Annotated in this window: 26 protein-coding genes; 6 read left to right on the plus strand and 20 right to left on the minus strand. The window is 71.3% G+C overall.

What is annotated here, in order from left to right; translation table 11 throughout:
• Positions 1-28 precede the first annotated feature (28 nt).
• Positions 29-1,174 carry a serine hydrolase domain-containing protein gene (locus tag ACFWBF_RS15765; RefSeq protein WP_385601124.1) on the plus strand — a complete coding sequence of 382 codons (1,146 nt, stop codon included), beginning with the start codon at positions 29-31 and terminating at the stop codon, positions 1,172-1,174.
• A 37-nt stretch (positions 1,175-1,211) separates the two neighbouring features.
• On the opposite strand, the gene ACFWBF_RS15770 is transcribed toward ACFWBF_RS15765, so the two are convergent.
• From ACFWBF_RS15770 to ACFWBF_RS15780, 3 genes are all read right to left on the minus strand, one after another.
• Complete coding sequence (locus tag ACFWBF_RS15770; protein WP_385601127.1) at positions 1,212-1,535, minus strand: nuclear transport factor 2 family protein; 324 nt, start codon at positions 1,533-1,535, stop codon at positions 1,212-1,214.
• A gap of 107 nt (positions 1,536-1,642) precedes the next feature.
• A complete protein-coding gene (locus tag ACFWBF_RS15775; RefSeq protein ID WP_385601130.1) occupies positions 1,643-2,473 on the minus strand; it encodes a polysaccharide deacetylase family protein in 831 nt (276 codons plus the stop codon).
• A 280-nt stretch (positions 2,474-2,753) separates the two neighbouring features.
• The gene (locus ACFWBF_RS15780) at positions 2,754-4,328 is read right to left on the minus strand and encodes an MDR family MFS transporter (RefSeq protein ID WP_385601327.1); all 1,575 of its coding nucleotides are present in this window, start codon (positions 4,326-4,328) and stop codon (positions 2,754-2,756) included.
• 135 nt (positions 4,329-4,463) lie between these two features.
• On the opposite strand from ACFWBF_RS15780, the gene ACFWBF_RS15785 reads away from it, so the two are divergent.
• Positions 4,464-5,042 (plus strand): TetR/AcrR family transcriptional regulator, encoded by a 579-nt coding sequence (locus ACFWBF_RS15785; protein ID WP_385601133.1) that lies wholly within the window; start codon positions 4,464-4,466, stop codon positions 5,040-5,042.
• Positions 5,043-5,131: 89 nt separating this feature from the next.
• Here ACFWBF_RS15785 and ACFWBF_RS15790 read toward each other — a convergent pair whose 3' ends face one another.
• Positions 5,132-5,554 carry a nuclear transport factor 2 family protein gene (locus ACFWBF_RS15790; RefSeq protein ID WP_385601136.1) on the minus strand — a complete coding sequence of 141 codons (423 nt, stop codon included), beginning with the start codon at positions 5,552-5,554 and terminating at the stop codon, positions 5,132-5,134.
• A gap of 96 nt (positions 5,555-5,650) precedes the next feature.
• Between ACFWBF_RS15790 and ACFWBF_RS15795 the strand changes: the two genes are divergently transcribed.
• The gene (locus ACFWBF_RS15795) at positions 5,651-6,193 is read left to right on the plus strand and encodes a TetR/AcrR family transcriptional regulator (protein ID WP_385601139.1); all 543 of its coding nucleotides are present in this window, start codon (positions 5,651-5,653) and stop codon (positions 6,191-6,193) included.
• Between the two features lie 4 nt (positions 6,194-6,197).
• Here ACFWBF_RS15795 and ACFWBF_RS15800 read toward each other — a convergent pair whose 3' ends face one another.
• The 14 genes from ACFWBF_RS15800 to ACFWBF_RS15865 all read right to left on the minus strand — a co-directional run bounded on the left by ACFWBF_RS15800 (position 6,198) and on the right by ACFWBF_RS15865 (position 17,506).
• Positions 6,198-6,842, minus strand: a complete 645-nt coding sequence (locus ACFWBF_RS15800; protein ID WP_385601142.1) for an OmpA family protein — start codon at positions 6,840-6,842, stop codon at positions 6,198-6,200.
• Positions 6,843-6,846: 4 nt separating this feature from the next.
• Positions 6,847-7,383 carry a hypothetical protein gene (locus tag ACFWBF_RS15805; RefSeq protein ID WP_385601144.1) on the minus strand — a complete coding sequence of 179 codons (537 nt, stop codon included), beginning with the start codon at positions 7,381-7,383 and terminating at the stop codon, positions 6,847-6,849.
• A 143-nt stretch (positions 7,384-7,526) separates the two neighbouring features.
• A complete protein-coding gene (locus ACFWBF_RS15810; RefSeq protein WP_385601147.1) occupies positions 7,527-8,162 on the minus strand; it encodes a pilus assembly protein TadG-related protein in 636 nt (211 codons plus the stop codon).
• A complete protein-coding gene (locus tag ACFWBF_RS15815) occupies positions 8,162-8,407 on the minus strand; it encodes a hypothetical protein (RefSeq protein ID WP_385601150.1) in 246 nt (81 codons plus the stop codon). Before ACFWBF_RS15815 ends, ACFWBF_RS15810 begins: the two co-directional genes overlap by 1 nt.
• Positions 8,408-8,517: 110 nt before the next feature.
• Positions 8,518-9,204: a response regulator gene (locus ACFWBF_RS15820; protein WP_385601153.1), complete on the minus strand. Its 687-nt coding sequence runs from the start codon at positions 9,202-9,204 to the stop codon at positions 8,518-8,520.
• Positions 9,201-10,484, minus strand: coding sequence for a sensor histidine kinase (locus ACFWBF_RS15825; protein WP_385601156.1), 1,284 nt, complete (start codon positions 10,482-10,484; stop codon positions 9,201-9,203). The genes ACFWBF_RS15820 and ACFWBF_RS15825 overlap by 4 nt, the downstream gene beginning before the upstream one ends.
• Positions 10,485-10,487: 3 nt before the next feature.
• On the minus strand, positions 10,488-11,378 hold the full coding sequence (locus tag ACFWBF_RS15830; RefSeq protein ID WP_385601331.1) for a DUF5936 domain-containing protein: 891 nt from the start codon (positions 11,376-11,378) through the stop codon (positions 10,488-10,490).
• 18 nt (positions 11,379-11,396) lie between these two features.
• Positions 11,397-12,335, minus strand: a complete 939-nt coding sequence (locus ACFWBF_RS15835; RefSeq protein WP_385601159.1) for a type II secretion system F family protein — start codon at positions 12,333-12,335, stop codon at positions 11,397-11,399.
• A complete protein-coding gene (locus tag ACFWBF_RS15840; RefSeq protein WP_385601162.1) occupies positions 12,332-13,732 on the minus strand; it encodes a CpaF family protein in 1,401 nt (466 codons plus the stop codon). Before ACFWBF_RS15840 ends, ACFWBF_RS15835 begins: the two co-directional genes overlap by 4 nt.
• A gap of 2 nt (positions 13,733-13,734) precedes the next feature.
• Positions 13,735-14,121 (minus strand): TadE/TadG family type IV pilus assembly protein, encoded by a 387-nt coding sequence (locus tag ACFWBF_RS15845; RefSeq protein ID WP_385601169.1) that lies wholly within the window; start codon positions 14,119-14,121, stop codon positions 13,735-13,737.
• Positions 14,118-14,486 carry a TadE/TadG family type IV pilus assembly protein gene (locus tag ACFWBF_RS15850; protein WP_385601172.1) on the minus strand — a complete coding sequence of 123 codons (369 nt, stop codon included), beginning with the start codon at positions 14,484-14,486 and terminating at the stop codon, positions 14,118-14,120. Before ACFWBF_RS15850 ends, ACFWBF_RS15845 begins: the two co-directional genes overlap by 4 nt.
• Before the next feature lie 3 nt (positions 14,487-14,489).
• Positions 14,490-15,839: a CpaE family protein gene (locus ACFWBF_RS15855; RefSeq protein ID WP_385601174.1), complete on the minus strand. Its 1,350-nt coding sequence runs from the start codon at positions 15,837-15,839 to the stop codon at positions 14,490-14,492.
• Between the two features lie 7 nt (positions 15,840-15,846).
• Positions 15,847-16,545 (minus strand): Flp pilus assembly protein CpaB, encoded by a 699-nt coding sequence (gene cpaB / locus ACFWBF_RS15860; RefSeq protein WP_385601177.1) that lies wholly within the window; start codon positions 16,543-16,545, stop codon positions 15,847-15,849.
• Positions 16,546-16,585: 40 nt separating this feature from the next.
• On the minus strand, positions 16,586-17,506 hold the full coding sequence (locus tag ACFWBF_RS15865; RefSeq protein WP_385601181.1) for a hypothetical protein: 921 nt from the start codon (positions 17,504-17,506) through the stop codon (positions 16,586-16,588).
• Between the two features lie 396 nt (positions 17,507-17,902).
• On the opposite strand from ACFWBF_RS15865, the gene ACFWBF_RS15870 reads away from it, so the two are divergent.
• On the plus strand, positions 17,903-19,594 hold the full coding sequence (locus ACFWBF_RS15870) for a chitinase (RefSeq protein WP_385601184.1): 1,692 nt from the start codon (positions 17,903-17,905) through the stop codon (positions 19,592-19,594).
• 109 nt (positions 19,595-19,703) lie between these two features.
• The gene (locus tag ACFWBF_RS15875) at positions 19,704-21,035 is read left to right on the plus strand and encodes a M14 family metallopeptidase (protein ID WP_385601187.1); all 1,332 of its coding nucleotides are present in this window, start codon (positions 19,704-19,706) and stop codon (positions 21,033-21,035) included.
• 52 nt (positions 21,036-21,087) lie between these two features.
• On the opposite strand, the gene ACFWBF_RS15880 is transcribed toward ACFWBF_RS15875, so the two are convergent.
• Positions 21,088-21,498 (minus strand): RidA family protein, encoded by a 411-nt coding sequence (locus ACFWBF_RS15880; RefSeq protein ID WP_385601191.1) that lies wholly within the window; start codon positions 21,496-21,498, stop codon positions 21,088-21,090.
• Positions 21,495-22,253, minus strand: coding sequence for an IclR family transcriptional regulator (locus ACFWBF_RS15885; RefSeq protein ID WP_385601194.1), 759 nt, complete (start codon positions 22,251-22,253; stop codon positions 21,495-21,497). Before ACFWBF_RS15885 ends, ACFWBF_RS15880 begins: the two co-directional genes overlap by 4 nt.
• 238 nt (positions 22,254-22,491) lie before the next feature.
• On the opposite strand from ACFWBF_RS15885, the gene ACFWBF_RS15890 reads away from it, so the two are divergent.
• Positions 22,492-23,775, plus strand: coding sequence for an alanine racemase (locus ACFWBF_RS15890; protein WP_385601197.1), 1,284 nt, complete (start codon positions 22,492-22,494; stop codon positions 23,773-23,775).
• Positions 23,776-23,780 lie beyond the last annotated feature (5 nt).

The following is a 23,780-nucleotide window of genomic DNA, read 5'->3' on the forward strand; positions in this document are numbered from 1 at the left end:
ACGACAACAAGATCGCCAGGGGGACGGCATGGGGGACGGCGTGAGCGTGAACGGCACCGTGGAGCCGGGCTGGGAGCCCGTACGCGCGGAGTTCGAGGTCTTCGTGGCGGCCGAAGAGGTCTCGCCCGAGGCCCAACTGGCGGTGCACCACCACGGCAAGCGCGTGGTGGACCTGTACGCGGGCGAGAGCACCGGGGCCGACACCCTCAGCGGGGTCTTCTCCCTCACCAAGGGCGCCGCCCACCTCGTGGTGGCGCTGCTCACGCAGGACGGCGTACTGGATCTGGACCGGCCGGTGTCGGCGTCCTGGCCCGAGTTCACCGGCGACGGCAAGGAGCGGCTGACCGTACGGCAGCTGGTCGCCCACCAGTCCGGGCTCATCAACGCCGACGAGGGCTTCGACTACGACGAGATCGCGGACGACGCGGTGGTCGCGGCGCGGCTCGCGCGGCAGAAGCCGTACTGGGAGCCCGGGACCGCGTGCGGCTACCACGCCTTCGTGATCGGCGCGCTGACCGGCGAGGTGGTCCGGCGGGTGACCGGGCGTTCGCTCCAGGAGGTGTACGAGGAGCGGATCCGTGCCCCGTACGGGCTGGACCTGTACCTCGGCATGCCGCAGGACTACGCCGTCCAAGGCCGCTGGGAACCGGTGCTGGAGATGCTGCCGACTCCCGCGCAGCTCGCCGCGCAGGCGGACGCGGCCGCCCCGCCGGAGCTGCTGCCGGTGGCCTTCAACCTGCACCGGGAGCCGCCGATGGACCTGGTGGCGTACGCCAACCACCCGCGGGTACGGGCCCTCGGCCCGGCCTCGGCGGGCGGCATCGGCTCGGCGCGGGGCGTGGCCGCGCTGTACGCGGCGGCGATCAGCGGGCTGGGCGACCGGGCGCCGCTGCTGGAGCCGCAGACGGCGGCCGAGTTCGCGCGGCTCCAGTCGGCGGGCGAGGACCGGGTGACGGGCGAGCCGGACCACTTCGGGCTGGGCTTCGAGCGGCAACCGGCCGTGGGCCCGCGGGCCTTCGGGCACTCCGGGGCGGCGGGCGGGCAGGGCTTCGCCGACCCGGCGACGGGGGTCGCGTACGGGTACACGCGCCGCCGCTTCGGCTTCCCCGGCGGGCTGGCTCCGGAGAACGCGGGCCTGACGGCGGCGGTGCTGGAGGTGGCGCGGGGCCTGTAGGCCCTGCCCCTGGCCCGGCCCGGGCTCCGGCCCCGGATCAGGCCTGGCCGGTCTCGAAGCGGCTGATGCGGCCGTCCGCGGCGACGTCGAACCGCCAGGCGGTGCGCATCTCGCCCCAGGTGTCGTTGCGGTAGTCCACGACCAGGGCGCGGCCGCCGTCGGACTCGGAGGCCACCGCCATGTGGCCGCCGCAGGAGAAGATCTCCTTCTCGGCCCACTGGGCGAGGTCCCGGTCGGAGCCGTCGTCGGACATCGTGGCGTCCGGGGTGAGGAGCGCCCGGAAGGCGCCCTGGTCGCCCGCGTTGACGGCGGCGACGAAGGCGCGGACCGCGGGGTCGGACAGCTGGCTCGGCTCGATCACGGGGCCTCCTGGGCAGGCGTGCTCGTACGGTGCTGCGTGCGCGACCAGGGAACACCCCCGGCCGGGCCGGGGCGCCGACCCTCACCCGTTCGGCACCGGACGGCGTGTCAGGACGAGGGGCCGGTGCGGACCGGGAAACCGGTCGGCCGGCCCTCCGCCTTGAGCCAGGACAGCACCTGGTCGAGGGCGTCTACGGTCTGGGAGCGGTTGCCTCCGCCGTCGTGGAAGAGGACGGTCTGACCGTTCCTGATCTCGTTCTTGACGGTGTTGACGATGGCCGCGGCGCCCGGCTTGCTGAAGTCCTTGCTGTCGACGTTCCAGCCCAGCGGGCGCATGCCGTTCGCCGCGGCGATGCGGCGGCTGTCAGGGGTGAACGCGCCGCCGGGGGCTCGGTAGTACTCCACCTTGGCCCCGTCGCCCGCGGCCTGCTCGATCAGCTTCTTCGCGTCGAGGATCTGCTTCTCCTGGTACTCCAGGGGCTTCTTGTCCATCCTCACGTCGTGGTCCATGGTGTGGTCGCACAGCCGGTGACCGGCCGCGACGACCTCCTTGACCAGGTCCGGGTGGTCCCTGGCCTGCGGGCCGATCATGCAGAAGGTCGCCTTCACGTCGTACTTCTTCAGCACCTCGAGGACCTTCGGGGTCCACTTGGGGTCGGGCCCGTCGTCGATGGTGATGTTGACGGCGTCCTTGCCGCTCTCCGAGTCGTGGGTCAGCCCGTCGGGCACCTGTTGCGATGACCCGGGAGAGCCGGGATTCGCCGGGTCGTCCGACGGCCGGGAGGCGTTCTCGTGGCCTGGGTGGTGGGCCGGCTCGACGACGGTCGCCACTCCCCACACGGTGGCGGCCACGGCCACGGCCGCTGCCGCGATGGCTATTCGGGCCTTGGCGCCCTGCGTGTAGCTGCGCACCGCGCCGAGCCTGTCCGTACGGGTCATCAGATGTCCACTCCCATCCGCCTTGTGAGCGTCTCCCTGGTCAGGACGCTTCGCGGCGCGGAGGAGTTCCAGCCAATTACCCCATAAATTCCATGTAATAGGACCTTGGTCCTTTATTGTCCCGAATTCCAGTCCGTGGAACGGCTGCTGCCGACGCCGAGTCGGACGCCTGCGCATCCCCCTCCACGCACGACAGACCGGCCCGGTCCCCGCGGATGTGTCCATCCGTCGGGGCCGGGCCGGTCTGTCGCGTGCGCGTGCCGGGCGGTGCGGCGAGGGCTCAGTGGGCGATCGCCTGCGGAGCCTGGGCCGCCTGCGCCTCGCCCGGGGCGCTGTCGCCCTGGGCCGGGCCGGCGCCCCGCAGCGGGACCTCCTTGACGAACCAGGCCGCCAGGAAGCCCAGTACGGCGATGCCCGCGCCGAGCAGGAACGCCGAGTGCGTACCCGCGGCGACCGCGTGCTGGTAGGCGTCGCGCACCGCCTCCGGCAGCTTCGCCAGGCTCGCCGCGTCCAACTGGGCTGAGCCGGCGGCCTGCGCGGCCTGCGGCCCGAGGCGGTCGGACATGGTGTCCGTGACCTGGCTGGTGAAGAGGGAGCCCATCAGCGCGACACCGAAGGAGCCGCCGAGCGTACGGAACAGGGTGGCCGAGGAAGACGCGACACCCATGTCCTTCATCTCGACGCTGTTCTGTGCGACCAGCATGGTGATCTGCATCAGGAAGCCGAGGCCGGCGCCGAGGACGGCCATGTACACGCCGGACATCAGGCGACTGGTGCCGGTGTCCATCGTCGCGAGCAGGAAGAGCCCGACGACCATGAGCGCGCCACCGATTATCGGGAAGATCTTGTACTTGCCGCTGTTGGTGGTGATGCGGCCCGCGATCAGCGAGACGACCATCATCGAGAGCAGCATCGGCAGGAGCAGCAGGCCGGAGTTGGTGGCGGAGGCGCCCTGCACCGACTGCTGGAAGAGCGGCAGGTAGAGCACGCCGCCGAACATCGCGAAACCGACCAGGAAGCCGATCACGGACATGAGGGTGAAGTTGCGGCTGCGGAAGATGTGCAGCGGCATGACCGGCTCGGCGGCCTTGGTCTCGGCGTAGATGAACGCGGCGATGGACACGATGCCGACGACGATCAGGCCGATGATCTCGACCGAACCCCAGGCGTACTCGGTCCCGCCCCAAGTGGTGACCAGCACGGTGGAGGTGATCGCGACGGTCAGGAGCGCCGCTCCGAGGTAGTCGATCTGCCCCTGGGCCTTCTTCTTGGGCAGGTGCAGCACCGCGGTCACCATGGCGAGGGCCACGGCACCGAGCGGGAGGTTGATGTAGAAGGACCAGCGCCAGCCCATGTGGTCGGTGATCGTGCCGCCGACCAGCGGTCCGCCGATCATGGCGAGGGCCATCACGCCGGCCATCATTCCCTGGTACTTGCCGCGCTCGCGGGGCGGGATCAGGTCACCGATGATCGCCATCACGCCGACCATCAGGCCACCGGCGCCGAGGCCCTGGATGGCGCGGAAGCCGATGAGCTGGCCCATGTCCTGGGCCATGCCGCTGAGCGCGGAGCCGATCAGGAAGATCACGATCGAGGTGAGGAAGGAGCCCTTCCGCCCGTACATGTCGCCGATCTTGCCCCAGATGGGGGTCGAGGCCGCGGTGGCCAGCGTGTAGGCGGTGACCACCCAGGACAGGTGCTCCAGGCCGCCGAGCTCGCCGACGATCGTGGGCATCGCGGTACCGATGATCATATTGTCGAGCATCGCCAGCAACATCGCGATCATGAGCGCCATCAAGACGACCCGCACGCTGCGCGGCTTCACCTCCTCCGAGGTCTCCGCCGTCTTCGTCATCTCGACCATGTTCCACTCCCCTGCACCGCACACACCCGCACCCGGCACTTACTTGCCGCCCGGCTAGTTCACTACACTGGGGAAGGTAGACCCGTAACTAGCCGGGCGTCAAGTAAGTATTTCCTTGGGAGAACCATGTCCAGCAGCAGTCCGCAGCAGCGCCGTGGCAACACGCGTCAGCGCATCCAGGACGTCGCGCTGGAGCTCTTCGCCGAGCAGGGTTACGAGAAGACGTCGCTGCGCGAGATCGCGGCGCGGCTGGAGGTCACGAAGGCGGCGCTGTACTACCACTTCAAGACCAAGGAAGACATCATCATCAGCATCTTCGACGACGTCACGCGGCCGATCGACGAGCTGATCAAGTGGGCGGAGCAGCAGCCGCGCACGCTGGAGATGAAGCGCGAGGTCCTGCGGCGCTACAGCGAGGCGATGGCGGGCGGGGCGTCGCTGTACCGCTTCATGCAGGAGAACCAGGCGACGATGCGGGAGCTGAGCATCGGGGAGACGGTCAAGAAGCGGCTCTTCGCCCTGGTGGAGCTGCTCCGCACGGAGGACGGGCCGCTGACGAACCAAGTGCGGTGCGTGAGCGCGCTGTTCACCCTGCACGCGGGGATGATGTTCCTCCAGCACGTGGAGGGCGACCCGGAGGAGACCCGGCAGGCGGCCCTGGAGGTCGCGACGGACCTCATCACGCAGGCGCACCAGGAGGCGTAGCCCTCGGGGGGCGGCCGCCAAGCCGGCGCAGGTCACGGCACCGAAGGGGTTCATCCGTACCGCCGGCGCCGCGACCTCGACCAGCCGGATCACCCGATGCGGCGGTCCTGCCCGGTGATCGGGATGTCGTTGATGCTGGCCTCGCGGCGGCGCATCAGGCCGGCCCCGTCGAACTCCCACTGCTCGTTGCCGTGGCTGCGCCACCACTGACCGGCGGTGTCGTGCCACTCGTACTCGAAGCGGACGGAGATGCGGTTGCCGGTGTACGCCCACAGCTCCTTGCGCAGCCGGTAGTCGAGCTCGCGCTCCCACTTGTCGGCGAGGAAGGCCCGGATCTCGGCGCGGCCGGTGAGGAAGCGGTCGCGATTGCGCCAGACCGAGTCCTCGGTATAGGCGAGGGCGACGCGTTCGGGATCGCGGCTGTTCCAGGCGTCCTCGGCGGCCTGCACCTTGGCGCGGGCGCTCTCTTCGGTGAAGGGCGGCAGGGGCGGGCGTACGGCGGCAGCGGTCATGGTGGTCACCTCTCGTGACACGGCGGCGAGAACGTGCGTTCTCACCGTAGAGAACGCACGTTCTCACCGCAAGCGAAACTGGACTACGCTGCTCTCATGGACGACGAAGAGGCCCGGATCCGCCTGCTGGACGCGGCGGAGGCGCTGTTCTACGCCGACGGCATCCAGGCCGTCGGCATGGACCGCATCCGCGCCGAGTCGGGAGTACCGCTCAAGCGGCTCTACCGGGTCTTCCCCGCGAAGGAATCCCTGGTCATCGCATACCTGGAGCGCCGCGACCACCTCTGGATGACCAGCCTGCGCGACTGCGTGACCGGGGCCCCCGACCCCGTCGCGGCCGTCTTCGACTGGCTGGCCCAGTGGTTCTCGGAGCCGGACTTCCGGGGCTGCGCCTTCCTGAACGCGTACGGGGAACTGGGCGCGGGCCCCGCCGGGATCCTGGACCTCGTACGCCGCCACAAGGCGCAGCTGCGGGCCCTGCTGGCCGAACTGGCCGGCCCCGGGCGGGACGAACTGGCCGACCAGCTGCTGATCCTGGTCGAGGGCGCCACGGTGGTCGCCGCCCTCGACCCCGGCCCCACCCCGGCCCGACGCGCGGGCGAGGCCGCCGCCGCCCTGATCCGCGGCCGGACGCACTGACGCACTAGGGGACGCTGCGGGGGAAGGTGATCTCGACCCGGCGGTTCTTCTTGCGGCCTTCCTCGGTGCCGTTGTCGGCGATCGGGTAGTCCTCGCTGTAGCCGCGCACGTCGAAGACCACACCCGGATTGGTGACGGTCTTGGCCAGCTCGGCCTGCACGGCGTCGGCGCGCTGCTTGGAGAGCTCCTGGCCGTGCTCGTAACTCCCCTGGTCGTCGGTGAACCCGAAGACCCGGACGCGGGTCGCCTTCTGCTGGTTGATCTCGTTGCCGATGGCCTGTATCCGGGCGGCCGCCTGCGCGTTGAAGACGGAACTGTTCTCGGGGAAGAGCACCTCGGACTGCAGCGCCATCATGACGGTCTGATTGGTCTCCTGCCGCCGCTGCTCCCCGCCGAGGTCCTCGACGACCTCGGCGATGTCGAGCACCTTGACCGGCGCGAGGGTCCCGCCCTGGGGGATCTTCAGCCCGGGCGAATTGGAGTCGATGGCCACGGGCGCGGCCGCCGAAGGCTCCGTCCCGGGCGGTACCGAAGGCTGAACTCCGTCGGCGTACGCACCGGTCGCACCGATGAGGTGCCCCCCGGCGATGACAAGCCCGACGACGGCCGTGGCGGCGGCTACTCGATGGCGTCCGGTCAGATCGGTCATGGCGTCACCCTGAAATCTTGACGGTGGCCGTGGTGAAGGTGGGAAGGCTGAACTCGACCTCGCTGGTGGCGGTCGGCGGCGCCGGGAACTGGGCGAAGAAGGGGACCACCTGGCCCGGGTCGACGCTGGAGATCCCCGTCGTGCAGAGGCAGCGGGACTCGGTGTCCCGAAGTACGTAGTAGCGCTTCTTGCCCACCTTGTCGACCAGGGTTGCCCCCGCCACCGATTCCCCGGTGCCGTTCAGCTCAACCCCGCGCCAGGCGGCGGTGTTCTGGTACGACTGGCTGCCCGTGTTCTTGATCTGTCCGCTGATGGTGACGAAGCCACCCGCTTCCCGCCGTACCGAGTTGACCGCCAGGGTCACACCGGCCTCACCTGTGAGGGTGGCGATGATCTCGGTCGGTTGCGGGCTCTGGCCCTTGCTCGGAACAGGCGCCTGCGATCCCGCCCCTTGGGACTGCGGCGCCGAGGACTTCTGCGGGTCCTTCGACTTGTCGTCACCACCGCCGTCGTCACCGCATCCGGCCAACGTGAGGGCCAAGACCGCCGCAACCGCAACGGCCGCTCCCCCGCGGGCTTTCACCGTTTGCCGCATGCTCATCTGCACTGCTTCCTTGTCGTTCGTTCGGCTGTCGGTCGGTCGGTAAGGCGGTCAGGCGGTCAGGCGGTCAGGCGGTCAGGCGGTCAGGCGGTCAGGCGCACCTCGAAGAGTTTCCGCCCCAACGTGCGCCAAGGATCAGGCTTCGAAGGATCGAATGTGATTCCTTCGCCGCCCTTGCACACGATCTTGACGCGCCCGGGCTTCGGCTCCCCGCCATCGGTAGACGGGGACTGGCCGCCCGTGTCGCCGGAGGGCGGAGCAAGATGGCAGCGGGGCTCGATCACCGCGGTGGCGTCGGCTGTTCCGTGCATGGCGTCCGTTCCCGGAATCACCGAGTCCCCCACCGTGCCGTTCGTCTCCACCGTGACCGTGAAGCTCAGGGCCGCGCGACTGCAGGTCGCCTTGGCCTCGTTCTTCCCCGCGAACGCCTTCGCCTGCCCGCAGGCCCCGGTCACGTCGAAGAGCTTCCCGTTGACGACGTCCTCCCAGTCCTTGGGCTGGAGATCGGCAAGAGTCACCCCGGGAACCAGGTGGTCCCTGGCGCTGCGCGCCGCCGCCAGGGCCGCGGCGTCGGCGGCCCCCTGCGCGTCGCTGCGCGTGACCGCCGCCTGGCCGACGACGAAGAAGGCGAGCGCGGCGAAGAGCAGACCCGCCACCACCACCACGTAGACGGGAAAGGCCTGCCCCCGGTCACACCCGCGCTTCACCCACGCGGCCACTAGCCGGCCTTGATGTTCTTCACCGCTTCCTTGATGCGCTTGGTGATCTCCGAGCCGACACCCGAACCGACGATCGCTCCGATGATCACGACGACCACCAGGATGATCCCCAGGTACTCGAACGCGGTCTGCCCCCGGTCCTGGTGCGCGTAGCGCTTGCGGATCCTTGCGACCGCCGTGTCCGTCCAATCGGTCAGACGGATCTTTGCGTCGACCGTTGCTTTCAGCAGCGCATGCTGTGACATGGGGGTTCCCTCCCGGTCCGGTACCGCCGTCGATTTGCGGACGGTACGGCGAGTCACGGGTCGTTACCAAGGGTCCCGGGGCCCAAATACGGACCCACTGCGCATGGTGTCTACCCATGTCCAGCCACCCCCGGATGGGCTGTTCCGAGCCAGCGGGCTATTGCCTCGCTGCGGGTCGTGCTGTGGAGTTTGGCGAAGATGCGGTTGATGTGGTTCTTGACCGTCTTCTCGCTGATGAAGCAGGTGGCGGCGATCTGCTGGTTGCTCATCCCGGACGCGATCAGGTCCATGATCTCCACCTCCCTGGAACTCAGCCCGAAGGCAAGCGAGTTGTGCAGGCGCTCAGAAGACTGTGCCACAGTCCGTTGCGGATGCGAAGAGGCCCTGAGTTCCGCGAGCACCGCGCTCGCCGCCGTCGGGCTGAAGTGGGCGCGGCCCGCGCAGACGTCGCGGACCGCCGTGACCAGGTGGTCCGGCGTGAACTCGCCGTGGACCAGGTAGCCGCCCGCGCCCAACAGGAGCGCCTCGCGGACGATCTCCGATTCCCGGCTGTACGTCAGCATCAGCACCGGGGCGAGGCGGACCAGGTGCGGGAGCGCCGAGATGCCGTCGACGCCCGGCATGCGGACGTCGAGCAGGATCACGTCCGGGGCGTGCAGCCGGGTGAGGCGCAGGGCCTCGCGGCCGTCCGCCGCCTGGGCGACGACCTCCAGGTCGCCGACCGTGGCCAGCAGGGCCGCCAGGCCCGCCCGTACGACCGGGTTGTCATCGGCGATCAGGACGCTGAGCGGGGTCACCACCGGCCCCCTTCCCGGGTCAGGGCGGCCAGCGGGAGGGCCACGCGGACCCGGGTGCCCGGCCCGGACGGGCGGGCGCCGATGTGGAGGCCGGCGCCGATCGCCGCCGCGCGTTCCGCCATGCCCAGCAGACCGAAGTGCCCCTGGCCCGGCAACGAGGGCAGGTCGACCCCGCCGCCCGGCAGGCCGCGGCCGTCGTCCTCGATCGTCAGGGTCAGGTGCGTGGCGCAGACGGCCGCCTCGATGTCGATGCGCGAGGCCCCCGCGTGCCGGCGGGCGTTCTCCAGGGCCTCCGCGGCCATCGACAGCAAGTGGCGTGCCACCGCGCCCGGCACCACCGGCAGGACGCCCACGGACCGCAGCTCCGCTCCCTGCGCGAGTCCGCGCAGTTCGCCCAGCAGCGAGACCCCCGGCGCGTCCAGGTCCTGCCGCAGGTCCGTCAGGAGCTCGCGGGACTCCGCCGCCGCGCGGCGGGCCGCGTGCGCCACCGATTCGGCCTGGCGGCGGACGGCCGCCGGGTCCGTGGTGCGGGCGAGGGCGTCCGCGGCCAGCGCCAGGCCGTGCAGGGTCTTCGACACCGAGTCGTGCATCTCGCGTGCGAGGCGGTCCCGTTCGGCCCGGACCGCCTCGGCCACCGCCAGGCGGGCCCGGGTCTCGGTCAGGGCCTGCCCCGCCGCCCCGAAGCGCAAGAGCAGGTCCCGCAGGCACACCCCCGCCGCGCCGGCCAGTACGCAGAGGGCGGCCGGCACCGGCCCGCCCCCCACCGCGGCCACCACGACCGCCTGGACGGCCGCGTACAGCGCCGAGCCGCGCCAGCCGTAGACCAGCCCGGCCAGCAGCGGGGTGCAGACCGACACGAGGACGAGCGGCGACGAGGGGGTGGCGGTGACCAGGAGCAGGGCGCTGAAGGCCATGTCCGCCGCCAGCAGCCAGTGGTGGCGCAGCAGCAGCGGCCCGAAGCGCTCCCAGTCGCGGAAGAGGACGTACGAGAGCATGAAGGTGAGCAGGATCGCGCCGGCCACGAGGTACGTCGGCCCCCCGCGCGCGGTGCGCCCCAGGGCCAGCGGTGTCCCCAGGCCGATCATCACCAGCCGGAACGCGAAGACCCGGCGGCACAGGGCCTGGAGCGCGTTCACCTGGAGCGCGAGGGAGGGGGACGAGGACGGGGACGAGACGGACGACGGGGACGAGGCGGACGAGGCGGACGAGGGCGAAGGCGGAGCCGCCGCAGCCGCGCGCCCGCCGGCCCGGCGCGCCGACGAGAGGTCGATGGTCGCCATGGCTCACCCGCCCCCGAGCATCGCGCCGAAGTCCACGTTCGCCCCGTAGACGAAACCGCAGACGAGCAGGATCAGGGTCCCCGGCAGCATGAACGTGGTGACGGCGAAGGTGGCCTTGGGCACGGCCCGGGCGGCGCGCCGCCGGGCGTTCTGCGCGTCCGTGCGCCGCATGTCCTCGGCGATGGCGATGAGGGTGTCCACGATCGGGGAGCCCAGCTCCTCGCCCTGCTGCAGGGCGGTGACGAACTGCGCGACCTGCTCGGAGTCGTTGCGCCGCCGCAGGTCGTCGAAGGCCTGGCGGCGGCTGACTCCCATGTCCATCTGCTGCAGGGTGATGCGGATCTCGTCGGCCCACGGGCCCTCGTACTTGCCCGCCACCCGGTCCAGCGCCTGCCGGAAGCCGAGCCCGGCGCTCACCACGACGGCCAGCACGTCCAGGAAGTCCGGCAGCGTCCGCTCGATGTGGTCGCGGCGCACGCGGATCGCCGACCACAGGCCGACCTCGATCCAGAAGAACCCGAAGGCGACCATCAGCAGGGCCGGCACCAGCTGGTCGTTGAGCAGCATCGAGACCGCGCCGAACGCGCCGAGGAACCCGTACACCGCGCGCCGCGCCGCGTACCGGTCGATGGTGAGACCGGCCGGGTTGCCGGCCATGTCGATCTGGCGGCGCTTGCGGGCCACCCGGCTGCGGCCCATCAGGCGCAGCACCAGCGGGGCGTACCGGATGCCGAGCCGGTCCACGGCCGAGCCGACCGCCGTCGTACGCGTGGCACCGACTTCGAGGGCGAGCGCGAGGTCGGTGGGGAGTTTGACGTCCGCGCGGTAGAGGCGCAGACCGTGGAAGGCGCCGAAGACGGACACCGCCACGGCCAGGGCGAGGAGTAGAGCGATCACGGTGTCCCTGCCCCCTCACACGTCGATCTTGGACAGTCGGCGGATCAGCACGAACCCCAGCGTGAACAGGCCCAGCGAGACCAGCACCGCCGTCTGGCCGAGGAAGGCCCCGGTCATGCGGTCCAGCGCGCCCGGCATCATCTGGTTCACCAGCAGCAGCGACCCGAGTCCGATCGCCGGGACCAGGTACGCCGTCACCGTCACCTGGGACAGCTGCGTACGGATCTCGCGCCGGGTCTCCTTGCGCTGCTCCAGGGTCACCGTGAGGTTGCGCAGGCTGCCCACGATCGCGCCGCCCGCGCGGGCCGACAGGACGAGGGTGGAGACCAGGACGACCAGTTCGCGCGAGGGGAGGCGCTGCGTCAGCTCCCCCAGGGACTCTTCGATGGAGTGGCCCACCGCGAGGCGGTCCGCGACCCGGGACAGCTCCTCGCCCGCGGGGGCCTCCAGTTCCTCGGCCGCTATGCCGATGGCGGTACGCAGGGCCAGCCCGGCCTGGGTGGCGTTGGCCAGGATGCGGGCGAGTTCGGGGAGCTGGTTGATGAACCGTTCCGTGCGGCGGGCGCGCTGCCAGTTGAGGAACGCGTTCGCCGCCCAGAGGCCGATCAGGCCCGCGACCGGGCCGAAGAACGGGGCCAGCAGGGACGCCGCGATCAGCCAGATGCCCGCCACCGAGCCCAGCATGTAGACGAAGAACTCGCCCGGCGTGAGGTCCAGCCCGGTCGTGGCGAGCTTGAGCTCGATCCGGCGACCGAGCCGGGTGCGGCGCAGCCGCCGGTCCAGCCCGCGGAAGCGGCGCCCGCGGCCGATCGGCTCGGGGGCGCCGCTCGCGGAGAGGCGTTCGATGAGGGCGGCGCGCTGGGCGTGGCCGGCGGCGTACGCGTGCACGCCCAGCACCACGAGTACGCAGGTCAGCAGCGTGGCGCCGAGGGTGAGGAGGATCAGTGGATTCACAGGGCGGTCCGGGTGGTGCGGGGGCTGGGCAGGGGGCCGAGGGGGTCATGGGGATCGAGAGGGCTGTGGGGATCGAGAGGGTCGTCCGACTGGGGGGCGGCGACGCCGAAGGCCTGCGGGATCGGCTGGTTGTTCATGTACAGGCGGTCGGCGACGCGCCGCGGCAGCGGGTAGTACTGGAAGTAGCCGCGCACGCGGTTGTCGGGTCCGATCGGCTGGACCACGAACCGGCAGATCGGGATGATGCGGAAGGGCTCGCGGCCGTGTGAGTCGAGGACGGAGATCTCGGTGATGCGGCGCGAGCCGTCGCCGAAGCGGGTGAGCTGGACGACGATGTTCACGGCGCTGTTGATCTGGTCCTGGAGCGCCTCGAAGGGGATCTCCACCTCCGACATGGAGGCGAGCGTCTGCAGGCGCATGAGGGCGTCCTGCGAGCTGTTGGCGTGGACGGTGGCCAGGGAGCCGTCGTGGCCGGTGGACATCGCCTGGAGCATGTCGAGGGTCTCGCCGCCCCGGACCTCGCCGACGATGATGCGGTCGGGGCGCATGCGCAGGGAGTTGCGCACGAGGTCGCGGATGGTGATCCGCCCCTTGCCCTCGACGTTCGCCGGCCGGGATTCGAGGCGGATGACGTGGGCCTGCTGGAGCTGGAGTTCGGCCGAGTCCTCGATGGTGATGATCCGCTCGCCCTCGGGGATCAGGCCGGAGAGGGCGTTGAGCAGGGTGGTCTTGCCGGTGCCGGTGGCGCCGGAGACGATCACGTTCATCTTCGCCTGGACCAGGCCCGACAGCAGGAGCAGCATCTGCTCGTCGAGCGAGCCGAGGCCGATCATCTCGTGCAGGGTGAAGGCGCGCGGGAAGCGGCGGATGGTGAGCGTGGCGCCGGTCAGGGAGAGCGGCGGGATGATGACGTTGACGCGCTCGCCGCTCGGCAGTCGCGCGTCGACCATCGGATTCGCCTCGTCCACACGGCGGTTGACGGTGGAGACGATGCGCTCGATGGTCTGCATCAGCTGGTCGTGCGAGGCGAAGCGCAGGGGCAGCTGTTCGACCCGGCCACCGCGCTCGACGAAGATCTGGTCGGGGCCGTTGACCATGATCTCGGAGATGGACGGGTCTTCGAGGAGCGGTTCGAGCACGCCGAGCCCGAGGGCCTCGTCGACGACCCGGCGGATCAGCTGCGCACGCTCGGCGGTGGAGAGGACGGGCCCCTCGCGGCTGATGATGTGGCCGAGTACGCGCTCCAGGCGCGCCCGGCGCTCGGCGGGCGCGAGCGCGGACATCTCGGCGAGGTCGATCTCCTCCAGCAGCTTGGCGCGGTACGAGGAGACCAGGCGGCCGTCCTCGCGGGGGCCGTGGCGGTCGTCGGGGGTGTTGACCCGGGAACGCAGGCTCATCGTCAGGGTCCCTTCGGGTCGTCGTTGGGCATGACCGCGGTGGCCACGGCGTCCGAGATGTCGAGGCCGGGCACGATGGAGTTGACGTGGATCGTCGCGGTGGCGGTCACCGCGTCGGCGCTCTTGGTCACGACGACCCGGATGTCCAGGCCGTCCTTCACCGAGGCGGCGCCCGCCGCCTCCCCTCCGTCGCCGTTACGGGCCTCCACGCGCGCGGCGGTACGGGCGGCCGTGTCCGCCTGCTCGTGGACGTACGCCACCCAGCCGAGCTGGATCCCGCACAGCGCGACGAAGAGCAGGATCGGCACGAAGCCGATGTATTCGAGGGCGACCTGGCCGCGGTCGGAGCGCCACGTGCGGTTCCGTTCACGGTTCCGGTTCCGGTTCAAGGCCGCTCCCTCTCCGTCGCCGCGCCGGCCGTGCCGTCGATCGCGCCGAAGCCCAGCCCGGGGAACAGGACCGGGATGTTGAGGCTGACCGTGGCCCGGTAGACGTCGCCGGACTCCTCGCACCGCACCGTGAGGCCCCACGCGGCCGAGATGTGCTCCCCGGCAGCCGCCGCGCACGCACCGGGTCCCTTCACGGCCCCCGCCCGCGCGGCCTCGTCGGCCGCGTTGCCCGCCAGGGAGAAGGCGTAGCCGATCAGTACGCACTCCCACACCGCCGCCACGAGCAGCAGGATCAGCGGCACGGTCCCGACGAACTCCACCGCCACCTGCCCCCGGTCGGAGCGCAGCCGTCTCGGCCCCGGCATCCGTCAGCCCTCCCGGCCGCGGCGCGACCAGGCGCCGAGCGGGCCCAGCGCGCCGCGGTCGCCTCCCCGGTTGCCGCCGCGGTCGCCGCCGCGCAGGCGGGCCACCGGCCCGGAGGGGCGGACCGCCAGGGCGGAGCCGCCGCCGGGCGGTTCGGGTGCGGCGGCGGCCGCCGGGTCCTGCGGCGGGGCCAGCAGGCCCAGTTCGCCCGCGAGGGTCCACAGGGCCTGCTTCACGGTCGAGCGGTTGTCCAGGTCCTGCACCCGGCCCGCGTCCACGACCGCCTGGAGTTCCTTGAAGGCGGCCGGGACCGGGGTGCGGGTGGCCCGGGTCTTGGTGATCTTCTCGATCAGGGCGGGCTGGATCTCGGTGTGCTTGGTCCAGCGGTTGACGACCATCGAGGTGTCCTCGGCCTTGCGCACCTGGAGCCGCTCCCACATCCGGACCATCCGCTTCGCGGCCCGCACCGCGACCACGTCCGGCGTGGTGACCAGCACCGCGACGTCGGCCATCTCCACGGCTGCGGCGTTCGCGCCGGTCACCTGGGTCCCGCAGTCGATGACGACCAGCTCGTAGCGGCCGCGCAGGGCGCCGACGATGTGCCGGGTGGCCCGGTCGTCGACCTCCTCGCCCCGCTCGCCGTCCGCCGGGGCCAGCAGCAGCGCGAGGCCCGTTCGGTCGTCGTACACCGCGTCCTGGAGCACGCGCGGCGAGATGTCCTGGATGCCGGCGAGGTCGGCGATGGAGCGCCGGAACTGCACGTCGAGGTACGAGCCCACGTCGCCCGCCTGGAGGTCCATGTCCACCAGGGCCGTACGCCGTCCGGCGGCGGCCGCGGCGAGCGCGAACTGCACCGCCGTGAAGGTGGTGCCCACGCCTCCCTTGGCCCCGGTCACCGTCACCACCCGGCCGCCCGGTCCGGTGCGCGGGTCCGGCCCCCGGCCCAGGTGACGGCGTACGCCCACGGACCACTGGGCGGCGGCCTGGACGCGGGAGGCGAGTTCCTCGTACACGAGGGGGAGGCTGACCAGGCCGCGCGCGCCCGAGTCCATCGCGGCGGAGAAGAGGCCGGGTCCGGCGTCGGAGGAGACCAGGACGACGCCCACCGCCGGGAAGCGCAGGGCGACCTCGCGGATGACCTCCAGCGCGGGGACCGGGCCGATCCGCTCGTGGACCAGGACCACCTCGGGCAGGTCGTCGAGGGATTCGGCGGCCAGCCGGGCGAGGGTGTCGAGCAGCGCCGTGGAGTCGGGGACGGGGACGGCCGGTTCGGCGGCCGGGAGCTGGCCGATGAGGGTCACGATGGCGCGGGCGGCGTCCGGGTCGCCGACCGCGGGGAGGATTCGGGTGGTCATCCGGGCCTCACTTGTCCCCGTCGAGGGTGTACGTGCGGTCGCTCGGGCCGGGCGCGGAGTCGGTGCCGGGGGCCACCAGGGCCAGGCGTACGTGTTCCGCGAAGGACTCGGCGTACGCGACGCGCTGGGTGTCCTTGGTGTTCAGGGCGAAGGTGATCGGGACGGCTTCGGCCGGGCCCTTGCCGCTGTCCTTGTCGAGGGCGGTGAGCTTGCCGACGCCCAGGACGCGGGCGTTGGCGACGATGATCACCGAGCGGGACGGTTCGGTGTCCTTGGCGCCCTTGAAGGTGGCGATGATGTTGACCTTGGCGCCGGAGGTGATCTTGCCGGCCACGCCGGTCGCCGCGTCGATCATGATGGCGATCTCCTGCTCCCCGGGCTGGAGCTGCGGCTTGTCGACGAACATGTCCGACTGGAGCAGCGAGCCCTTCTTCAGGGTGGTGAGCGCGATCTTGTCCTTGAGTCCGCCGAGGTCGGTGACGGCGGTCTCGGACAGCCAGCGCTTGGGGACGGTGACCTCCTCGAACTGGCCCGCCGTCAGCGGGCTGTACGGCGCTATGTCGCCCTTCACGCGGTACGCGACCACCTCGGCCCCGACCTTGGAGTTGACGTCGCCGATCACCACGAGCACCCCGCCGAACGCCGCGAGGGCGCACAGGACGGACAGGAGCAGCAGGATGACGCCGCGGCGCTGGCGTGAGTTCATTGGCCGGACTACCTCGCCGTTCTTCGTGTCTTCGGGACGGTCAGGATCTGGATCTGGAGTACTGCCCGGCGTACGGGTCGGTCGTGGCCGCCCCGGGGCGGCCCGGCGGCGGGGCCGTCAGCGGCGCGGCGCAGAAGCCGCAGCGGTCGCCGATGAGCTCGTAGCCGCACCATCGGCACTCTTCGCGGCGGACCGAGGCGACGAGCTGGTAGAGGACGGCGGGGTCCGGGATGGCGGCGGCGAACTCGACCAGCTTCGGCGTGCCCCACCAGGCGGGCGAGTCGGCCGGCAGCGGGTTCTCCATGACGCCCTGGACCCGCCAGGCGGGGGCCAGTTCGGCCGCGACCCAGTCGGAGGCGAGCTGGCCGCGGGCGAAGGTGAGGTGGGTGGCGAACTCGGGGCCGGGCGGGAACCCGCCGCCCCCGTGCGCACCGTGAGCCCCGTGCCCGGGGGCGCCGAGCTTGACCAGGTGCGGTGCCGGGTTGGCCAGTACGGCGAACTGCGCGCTCGGAGCCCAGGACTTGGCGTGTGCCTTCAGCCCGACGGGGACCCGGTCGAGCTTGGCCACGGAACCGAGCAGCGCGCCCGCGTGGACGTAGTGGGAGAGCAGCCGGGCCGCGGAGGCGAGCACGCCGGGGCTGAAGTCGCAGACGCTGAGCTGGCGCAGCTGACGTACCAGCAGGGCGGTTCCCAGCGGGGGCAGATCAATGTCGAGGAACGCGATCCGGTCGCTCTCCAGGATGGCCCGTACGGTGTGCAGCCGGCGGACGGCGGCGGCCGGGAGCCAGGGCGGCACGACGACCACGAGGTGCCCGTGGCGTTCGAGCAGGCCGGCCGTGTGGGCCAGGGAGCCCTCCAGGTCGATCTGGCCGGGCGGGGGCAGCACGGCGGCCGCCGGGGTGTGCCGGTCCGGGGCCGGCAGCACCAGATCGGCGCTGGTGACAGCAATGGCGGTCGGCATGCGAATCCCCCTGTTCACCCCGTACACCGCGGACGTTCTCCCCCGGCTCGCACCGGCGTTGCCCCTGGTCCCGCGCCCGCACAGACCCTGCGCGACCGCAAACGATCAACGCTCTTCCCCCGCCGGAGCCCCTTGCTCCAGCACCATATCCGCGACGTCCCTGGCGGGGCAGGGGCTTGAGGATTCCCGCGCCCCGAGCACGTGTCACAGGTGGCGGGAAACCCGGACAACCGGGATCGGCAGTCCGGTCATTTCAAGCCACATTGCAAACACTCTTGACAGGGGGATTGGTCTGGACCAACTTGGCTGCGCTGAAACGTTTTCCGGGCGACCCCACTCGCCCCCGCCAACCCCCCGCTCCTCCTCATCCCCTTTCCTCCCCCCACCGGAGCCCTCGTGAACCGCATACGCTCCCTCGCCCTGCTGGGCGCCGCCACCCTCACCGCCGGGGGCCTGGCCGCCCTCACCGCCACGGCCGCGCAGGCCGCGGACGTCAACGTCGTCCGCAACGGAGGCTTCGAGTCCGGCCTCGCCAACTGGTCCTGTACCGGCGGCAGCGGCGCCGCCGTCTCCTCGCCGGTGTACGCCGGAGCCGGCGCCCTCAAGGGCACCCCGGCGGGCCAGGACAACGCGCAGTGCAGCCAGACCGTCACGGTCAAGCCGAACTCGACGTACACGCTGAGCACGCAGGTCCAGGGCAGCTACGTCTACCTCGGCGCGACCGGCACCGGCACCCAGGACGTCTCCACCTGGACCCCCGGCTCGGGCGGCGGCTGGCAGAAGCTGTCCACCACCTTCAGCACCGGCCCGAACACCACTCAGGTGACCGTCTGGACGCACGGCTGGTACGGCCAACCCGCGTACGTGATCGACGAGTTCAGCGTCTTCGGCCCCGACGGGGGCGGCGGCACCGACCCCGGCCCGTCCGTGCCCGGCGCGCCGACCGGGACCGCCGTTTCCGGCCAGAGCGCCAATGCGCTCACCCTTTCGTGGAACGCCGTCAGCGGGGCCACCGGCTATCACGTCCATCAGAACGGCGTCCGCGTCCAGACCGTGTCCGCGGCCTCCACCCAGGTCACCGGGCTCGCCGCCTCGACCTCGTACTCCTTCCAGGTGAGCGCGTACAACGCGGCGGGCGAGGGCCCGAAGTCCGCGGCGGTGACCGGCACCACGACGGGCGGCGGCGGCAACCCGAACCCGTCCGTCCCCAAGCACGCCCTGACGGGCTACTGGCAGAACTTCAACAACGGCGCGACCGTCCAGAAGATCTCCGACGTCTCCGCGCAGTACGACATCATCGCCGTCTCCTTCGCCGACGCCACGACCACGCCCGGCGCCATCTCCTTCAACCTCGACTCGGCGGGACTCGGCGGCTACACCGTCGCCCAGTTCAAGGCGGACATCGCCGCCAAGAAGGCGGCCGGCAAGTCCGTCATCCTGTCGGTCGGCGGCGAGAAGGGCACGATCTCGGTCAATGATTCGACCTCCGCGAACAACCTCGCCAATTCCGCGTACGCGCTGATGCAGGAGTACGGCTTCAGCGGCATCGACATCGACCTGGAGAACGGCCTCAACCCGACGTACATGACGCAGGCACTGCGCTCGCTGTCCTCGAAGGCGGGCTCCTCGCTCGTCATCACGATGGCCCCGCAGACCATCGACATGCAGTCCACGCAGGGCGGCTACTTCAAGACGGCACTGGGCATCAAGGACATCCTGACCGTCGTCAACATGCAGTACTACAACAGCGGCTCCATGAACGGCTGCGACGGCAAGGTCTACTCCCAGGGCTCGGTGGACTTCCTCACCGCGCTCGCCTGCATCCAGTTGGAGGGCGGCCTCGACCCCTCGCAGGTCGGCATCGGCGTCCCGGCCTCGCCGAGCGGCGCGGGCAGCGGCTACGTCTCCCCGAGCGTCGTGAACAACGCACTGGACTGCCTGGCGCGCGGCACGAGCTGCGGGTCCTTCAAGCCGTCGAAGACCTATCCGGGGCTGCGCGGCGCGATGACCTGGTCGACCAACTGGGACGCCAAGGCGGGTAGTGCTTGGTCCAATGCGGTGGGTCCCAAGGTCCACGGCCTGCCTTAGCAGGTAGTGGTGTGGGGGTGGCCGATTCGAGTTCTTGACCCGGACATGCCACGAGAGCACGCTGTGCGCGTCCGCACGGCTACCCCCACACTCCCACCCAGGAGAACGCATGCGGCTCCACAACCGCCGAAGGGCCGCCCTCACGGCGGCCCTGCTGGCGCTCGCGCTCGGCGCACCCGCCTACGGCCTGAGCGCGACGGCAGCCCCACCGCCCACCCCGTCCACGGCCACCCAGGACGAGGCGATCGCCCAGTACGAGATCAAGGGCCCGGCCACCGCTCAGGAACGCACGGACCTGCTCCGCACCGGCGCCTCCATCGACGAGGTCGACGCCCGTTCGGTCGTCGTCAGCGCCGACACCATGCAGGCCAGGGCCCTGCGCGGGCTCGGCTACAGGCTGACGCCCCTGCCCGGCCCGCCGACCCGTACCGAGCCCGGCGTCGCGACCGGGACGATGGACTTCCCCTCGGCGGACTCGAAGTACCACAACTACGCCGAGGCCAACGCCGAGATCGACCAGCGCATCGCGCAGTACCCCTCGATCATGAGCAAGAAGGTGATCGGGAAGTCGTACCAGGGCCGGGACATCATCGCGATCAAGATCAGCGACAACGTCGCGACCGACGAGAACGAGCCCGAGGTCCTCTTCACCCACCACCAGCACGCCCGCGAGCACCTGACCGTCGAGATGGCGCTCTACCTGCTCAAGGAATTCGGCTCGAAGTACGGCACCGAGTCCCGGATCACCAACATGGTCAACGGCCGCGAGATCTGGATCGTGCCGGACCTGAACCCGGACGGCGGCGAATACGACATCGCGACGGGCTCGTACCGCTCGTGGCGCAAGAACCGCCAGCCGAACTCGGGCTCCTCGTACGTGGGCACCGACGAGAACCGCAACTGGAACTACAAGTGGGGCTGCTGCGGCGGCTCCAGCAGCAGCAAGAGCTCCGAGACCTACCGCGGCGCGGCCGGCGAGTCGGCGCCCGAGGTGAAGGTGGTCGCGGACTTCGTGCGCAGCCGCGTGGTCGGCGGCAAGCAGCAGATCACGGCCTCCATCGACTTCCACACGTACAGCGAGCTGGTGCTGTGGCCGTTCGGGTGGACGTACAACGACACGGCGCCCGGCATGACCGCCGATGACCTGGCGGTGTACAAGACCATCGGCACGAGCATGGCGAACAGCAACGGCTACACGCCGGAGCAGTCGAGCGACCTGTACATCACGGACGGGACGATCGACGACTGGATGTGGGGCAACCAGAAGATCTTCACGTACACCTTCGAGATGTACCCGGAGAACGGCGGGGGCGGCTTCTACCCGCCCGACGAGGTGATCGACCGCGAGACCGCGCGCAACAAGGAAGCGGTGCTCCAGCTCCTGGAGAACGCGGACTGCATGTACCGGTCGATCGGCAAGCAGTCGCAGTACTGCGTCTAGGAACCGGGGCGCCCCACCGCCAGGGGGGCGCCCTCTCCCGTTCCCCTGCCGCTCATCCGAGGACGGCGAGCGCGTCGATCTCGACGAGCAGCCCGGCGGGCAGGCCGACGTAGACGGTCGTACGGGCGGCCGGGGCCTCCTTCAGGCCCTGCTCCTCGAAGTACGCGTTGTAGATCTCGTTCATCTCGGCGAAGTGGCCCGTGTCGGTGAGGTAGACGCGGATCATCATCACGTCGTCCCAGCCCGCGCCGCCGGCCTCCAGGACGGAGCGGACGTTCTTCAGCGTCTGGAGGGTCTGCTCGCGCAGCGTCGGCCCGGCCGGGGTCGGCGCCCGGCCGTCCACGTGCGGCAGGAAGCCGACCTGGCCGGCGACCTGGAGGATGTTCCCCTTGCGCACGCCGTGCGAGAACTTCGCGGGCGGGATGGTGTGGGTGCCGGGGGTGATGGCGGTCTTCTCGGTCATGAGGGGTCTTCCTGTGCGGAGCCGGAGTACTCCCGGCTGATGGTGTCGGCGGTGTGCAGTACGAGCGGCAGCAGTTCGAGCACCGCCTCGGCGGAGGCCGCGGCGGTCGGGGCGGAGACCGACAGCGCGGCGACGACCCGCCCGCCGGGGCCTCGGACGGGCGCGCCGACGCAGTTGATCGCCTCCTCGTGGCCGCCGAGGTCGGTGGCCCAGCCCTGCTCCCGTACGAGCTCCAGCTCGCGGAGGAAGGCGGCCGCGTCGGGGGTCGAACGGGCCGTGTAGCGGGGGTAGTCGACCCGGCCGGCCAGGGCCGCGCGCTCGTTCTCCGGGAGGTCGGCGAGGAGCACCTTCGCGACGGCGGCGACGGTGAGGGGTACGGGCTTCCCGATGCGGGAGTACATCCGTACGGGGTAGCGGCTGTCGACCTTGTCCACGTAGACGACCTCGTCGTCCTGGTGCAGGGCGAGGTGCACGGTGTGGCCGGTGGTCCGGTTCAGCTCGACGAGGTGGGGGTGGGCGATGTCGCGGACGTCGAGGTTCTCGACGGCCTCGGCGGCGAGCGCGAAGAGCCCGGCGCCGAGGCGGTAGCGGCCGTCGGCCTGGCGGTACACGAAGCCGTGTGCGTGCAGGGTCCGGAGCAGCCGTAGCGCGGTGCTCTTGTGCACGTCGAGCTCCGCGGCCACGTCCCCCAGCCCGGCCGGCCCCTTGGCCAGCGCGGGCAGAATCCGCAGCGCCCGCTCCACCGACTGGCTCACGGCGTGTCCTCTCCTCTGCTGGGGCTGCGCCCCGGACCCCCGCGCCGGGCAGGCGGGATCAGCCAAATCCAGCCCCGCCGGCGTTTGAGGCGCGGGGTCCGGGGCGGAGCCCCGGCAGCGGGGCCGCGCCCGCACCACCGGCGTTGACCGGCCGTCACCCGGGATGTTAGACAGCATGCAGCGGCATACGCAACGACCGTTGCGGACAGCGCAACCGCACACCCCGGGAGGCACCCGCATGGCCAGCGACCCCGTCAAGGCACTCGCCGACGAACCGGTGGACCACCGGTTCAAGGGCCTGCCCCCGGACGCACAGACCGCCGGCCTCACCGTCGGCCGCCTCGCCGCCGAGCGGCGGGACCTCTACACCGGCGGGTTCACCACCCCCGTCCTGACCCTCGACGCCCCCGCGCTCGAACACAACCTCGCCGCCCTCGGCGAGTACGCCACCCGCCACGGCCTCGCCTTCGCCCCGCACGGCAAGACCTGCATGGCTCCGCAGCTCTTCCGCCGCCAACTCGACCACGGCGCTTGGGGCATCACCGCCGCCGTCCCCCACCAGGCCCGCGTCTACCGCGCGTTCGGCATCCAGCGGATCTTCCTCGCCAACGAGCTCGTCGACCCCGCCGCCCTGCGCTGGGTCGCGGCCGAGCTCACCGCCGACCCCGACTTCCGCTTCGTCTGCTACGTCGACTCCGTACGCGGCGTACAGCTCATGGACCGCGCCCTGGAGGGCCTCGGCGTCCGCGTGGACGTCGTCGTCGAGCTCGGCGCGGGCGAGGGCGCCCGCACGGGGGCCCGCAGCGACGACGACTGCCGCGCCGTGGCCGACGCGGTCGCCCGGGCCGCCGCCACCCTGCGCCTCGTCGGCATCGCCGGCTACGAGGCAGAGGTGCCCGGCGCCGACCCGGACAACGTCCACGCGTACCTGCGCCGCATGACCGGCCTGGTGGTCGAGTTCGACAAGGCGGGCCGTTTCTCCCCCGCCCTGGAGGAGATCGTCGTCAGCGCCGGCGGCTCGGCCTGGTTCGACGCCGTCGCCGACGTCTTCGGCGAACTCCCGGAGCTGTCCCGGCCCACCCTTCGCCTGCTGCGCTCCGGCGCGTACGTCTCGCACGACCACGGCTGGTACACCCGCCTGACCCCCTTCAACCGCGTCCCCGAGGAGGGCGGCCTGCGCCCGGCCTTCCGCCTCTGGACCCAGGTCGTCTCGCGCCCCTCCCCCACCCAGGCCTTCGTCAACGCCGGCAAGCGCGACATCGCCTACGACCTCGGCCTGCCGGAGGCCGAGCTGGTGCGCGACGCCCTCACCGGCGCCGAGCGCCCCGCCACCGGCATCCGCGTCACCAAGCTGTCCGACCAACACGCCTGGCTGGAGACCGACTCGGCCGAGGACGTGAACGTCGGCGACTGGGTCGCCCTCGGCATGTCCCACCCCTGCACGATCTTCGAGAAGTGGCCGCTGATCCCGGTCGTGGAGGCCGACGGCACCGTCACCGACTACGTCCGCACCTTCTTCTAGGCCCG

It is taken from the genome of Streptomyces sp. NPDC060028, assembly GCF_042736725.1.
Taxonomy (GTDB): Bacteria; Actinomycetota; Actinomycetes; order Streptomycetales; family Streptomycetaceae; genus Streptomyces.

Excerpts from the sequence above, each read along its gene's own strand:
- ACFWBF_RS15880 (WP_385601191.1), bottom strand. The coding sequence starts at position 21,498 with ATGACCGAGAAGACCGCCATCACCCCCGGCACCCACACCATCCCGCCC.
- ACFWBF_RS15890 (WP_385601197.1), top strand. The coding sequence starts at position 22,492 with ATGGCCAGCGACCCCGTCAAGGCACTCGCCGACGAACCGGTGGACCAC.
- ACFWBF_RS15800 (WP_385601142.1), bottom strand. The coding sequence starts at position 6,842 with ATGACCGATCTGACCGGACGCCATCGAGTAGCCGCCGCCACGGCCGTC.
- ACFWBF_RS15825 (WP_385601156.1), bottom strand. The coding sequence starts at position 10,484 with ATGGCGACCATCGACCTCTCGTCGGCGCGCCGGGCCGGCGGGCGCGCG.
- ACFWBF_RS15775 (WP_385601130.1), bottom strand. The coding sequence starts at position 2,473 with ATGACCCGTACGGACAGGCTCGGCGCGGTGCGCAGCTACACGCAGGGC.
- cpaB (WP_385601177.1), bottom strand. The coding sequence starts at position 16,545 with ATGAACTCACGCCAGCGCCGCGGCGTCATCCTGCTGCTCCTGTCCGTC.
- ACFWBF_RS15795 (WP_385601139.1), top strand. The coding sequence starts at position 5,651 with ATGGACGACGAAGAGGCCCGGATCCGCCTGCTGGACGCGGCGGAGGCG.
- ACFWBF_RS15780 (WP_385601327.1), bottom strand. The coding sequence starts at position 4,328 with ATGACGAAGACGGCGGAGACCTCGGAGGAGGTGAAGCCGCGCAGCGTG.
- ACFWBF_RS15875 (WP_385601187.1), top strand. The coding sequence starts at position 19,704 with ATGCGGCTCCACAACCGCCGAAGGGCCGCCCTCACGGCGGCCCTGCTG.
- ACFWBF_RS15855 (WP_385601174.1), bottom strand. The coding sequence starts at position 15,839 with ATGACCACCCGAATCCTCCCCGCGGTCGGCGACCCGGACGCCGCCCGC.
- ACFWBF_RS15815 (WP_385601150.1), bottom strand. The coding sequence starts at position 8,407 with ATGTCACAGCATGCGCTGCTGAAAGCAACGGTCGACGCAAAGATCCGT.
- ACFWBF_RS15785 (WP_385601133.1), top strand. The coding sequence starts at position 4,464 with ATGTCCAGCAGCAGTCCGCAGCAGCGCCGTGGCAACACGCGTCAGCGC.
- ACFWBF_RS15790 (WP_385601136.1), bottom strand. The coding sequence starts at position 5,554 with ATGACCGCTGCCGCCGTACGCCCGCCCCTGCCGCCCTTCACCGAAGAG.
- ACFWBF_RS15865 (WP_385601181.1), bottom strand. The coding sequence starts at position 17,506 with ATGCCGACCGCCATTGCTGTCACCAGCGCCGATCTGGTGCTGCCGGCC.
- ACFWBF_RS15840 (WP_385601162.1), bottom strand. The coding sequence starts at position 13,732 with ATGAGCCTGCGTTCCCGGGTCAACACCCCCGACGACCGCCACGGCCCC.
- ACFWBF_RS15765 (WP_385601124.1), top strand. The coding sequence starts at position 29 with ATGGGGGACGGCGTGAGCGTGAACGGCACCGTGGAGCCGGGCTGGGAG.
- ACFWBF_RS15850 (WP_385601172.1), bottom strand. The coding sequence starts at position 14,486 with ATGCCGGGGCCGAGACGGCTGCGCTCCGACCGGGGGCAGGTGGCGGTG.